At 54.4% G+C, this 2,921-nt stretch carries 1 rRNA gene; it reads right to left on the reverse strand.

Annotated elements, in window-relative coordinates:
- Positions 1-45: 45 nt before the first annotated feature.
- Positions 46-2,921: ribosomal RNA gene (locus tag B0D78_RS11980) — 23S ribosomal RNA — on the reverse strand; the annotation flags it as partial.

The raw sequence follows: 2,921 nt of genomic DNA on the forward strand, positions 1-2,921 counted from the left end.
TTTCTTCTTTTCGTTTCTCTTCTCTCGAACAGCACGAAACTGAAACAGGTTAAGGCCTCGGTGTATTAGTACCGGTTAACTCAACGTCTCGCAACGCTTCCATTCCCGGCCTATCGAACCCCTCGTCTCGGGGACACCTTACTACCTTCTGGTATGAGATATCTCATCTTGGGGGCGGTTTCCCGCTTAGATGCCTTCAGCGGTTATCCGGGCCGTACTTGGCTACTCTGCTGATGCGGCTGGCGCCACAACAGATACACCAGTGGTACGTCCACTCCGGTCCTCTCGTACTAGGAGCAGCTCCCCTCAAATATCTTGCGCCCGTGGTGGATAGGGACCAAACTGTCTCACGACGTTTTGAACCCAGCTCGCGTACCGCTTTAATGGGCGAACAGACCAACCCTTGGGACCTGCTACAGCCCCAGGATGCGACGAGCCGACATCGAGGTGCCAAACCTCCCCGTCGATGGGAACTCTCGGGGGAGATCAGCCTGTTATCCCCAGGGTAGCTTTTATCCGATGAGCGACGGCCTTTCCATTCAGCACCGCCGGATCACTAGGACCGACTTTCGTCTCTGCTCGAAATGTCTCTCTCGCAGTTAAGCCAACTTATACCCTTGCGCTCTCTTGGCGGTTTCCATTCGCCATGAGTTGACCTTTGCGCGCCTCCGTTACTCTTTGGGAGGCGACCGCCCCAGTCAAACTGCCCGCCTGACTGTGTCCTCTTCGTCGATTCAGACGCTAAAGTTAGACATTCGAAATCACAAGAGTGGTATCCCAACGATGGCTCCAAGAAAGCCAAAGCTCTCTCTTCTCCGCCTCCCACCTATCCTGTGCATGTGATTTCAAATATCAGTATCAGGCTACAGTAAAGCTCCATGGGGTCTTTCCGTCCTACCACGGGGAACCGGCGTCTTGACCGGTACCACAATTTCACTGGATCTCTCGTTGAGACAGCGCTCAAATCGTTACGCCATTCGTGCAGGTCGGAACTTACCCGACAAGGAATTTCGCTACCTTAGGACCGTTATAGTTACGGCCGCCGTTTACTGGGGCTTCATTTCCAAGCTGCGCCTTGCGGCTCACTCTTCCATTTAACCTTCCAGCACCGGGCAGGCGTCAGACTCTATACTTCGACTTGCGTCTTATGCAGAGTCCTGTGTTTTTGGTAAACAGTCGCTTGAGCCTGGTTTCTGTGGCTGCTCCCCGCTTCACCTTACGATTGACGGGGGCAGCACTCCTTCTCCCTAAGTTACGGAGTTAACTTGCAGAGTTCCTTAACGAGAGTTATTCCACTCACCTTAGCTTGCTCAGCTTGACCACCTGTGTCGGTTTCGGGTACGGGCGCCATAAGTTCTCCCTAGCAGGTTTTCCTGGCAGCGGAGCTTCAACAGCTTCGCCTCGAAATGAGGCTCCCTCTCGGATCTCGGCCTTGACGGGGCGATGTGCTTGACTGTCGCCCCAGCCTGCTTCCTTGGACTGGCTCTTCCATCAGCCGGCCTGTCTAGCTTTCTGCGTCGCTGCTTCGGTCGTAGCGAACTTATCGCGGGGCAGGAATTTCAACCTGCTGTCCATCATCTACGCTTTTCAGCCTTGACTTAGGCCCCGCCTTACCCTGGGCGGATCAACCTTCCCCAGGAATCCTTGGTCTTCCGGTGTATTTGATTCTCGCAAATATGTCGTTACTCATGCCGGCATTCTCACTACTCAGCTGTCCACGAAACTTTACAATTTCGCTTCGTCCCGCTGACTACGCTCCCCTACCGATAGATTGCTCTATCCCATAGCTTCGGCGGCATGCTTAGCCCCCTACATTTTCGGCGCGGGGGTCCTCGACCAGTGAGCTGTTACGCACTCTTTAAAGGATGGCTGCTTCTGAGCCAACCTCCTGGCTGTTTCGGGGTCCCTACATCCTTGTCACACTTAGCATGCTCTTCGGGGCCTTAGCTGATGATCTGGGCTGTTTCCCTTTCGACCACGAACCTTATCACCCGCGGTCTCACTCCTGATTTCTACGTGGCGGCATTCGGAGTTTGATGGCTCGCGCAAATCCCCCAGGACCGCTTGAGCTGTCAGTCGCTCTACCTCCGTCACGAATCCATCAAGGCTGCACCTCAATGCATTTCGGGGAGAACCAGCTATTACCTAACTCGATTAGCTTTTCACTCCTAACCACAGGTCATCCAAGACTTTTTCAACAGGCACTGGTGCGGTCCTCCATGGGGTTTCACCCCCACTTCAACCTGCCCATGGCTAGATCGTCAGGCTTCGGGTTTATTGCAGGCAACTTCGCGCTCTCTTCGAACTCGCTTTCGCTTCGGCTCCGGAACTTCATCCCTTAACCTCGCTGCATGCAATATCTCGCCGGCTCATTTTTCAATAGGCACGCTGTCACTTTCCATACATCGCTGTATTTCCAGCTCCAACTGCTTGTAGGCATACGATTTCAGGTCTCTTTCACTCCCCTCCCGGGGTGCTTTTCACCTTTCCCTCTCGGTACTATGCGCTATCGGTCACTTACAGTATTTAGCCTTGGACCATGGGCGGCCCGGATTCAAACGGAATTTCTCGTGCTCCGCTCTACTTGGGATTCGGTCTTCAGAGGGATCGGGTTTTCGTCTACGCGGCTTTCACGTTCTGCGGCTCGCTTTTCCAACACGATTCGACTAACCCGAGCTTTTCTTACTCTGCGGAAGCTCAGCAGCGCTTCCTCGACTGTCCCGCAACTCCCTCCGCAGCAACGGCTGCTGCCTTGCACTGCGGGGGTTTAGGCTGGCCCCTGTTCGCTCACCACTACTGGGGGGATCTCTTCGATTTCTTTTCCTCCGGCTACTGAGATGTTTCACTTCACCGGGTTCCTCTCCTTTACGGAGTCACGGGTCTGCACCCGTGGGGTTGCCCCATTCAGATATCCGCGGATC

It is taken from the genome of Pyramidobacter sp. C12-8, from assembly GCF_002007215.1.
GTDB lineage: Bacteria > Synergistota > Synergistia > Synergistales > Dethiosulfovibrionaceae > Pyramidobacter.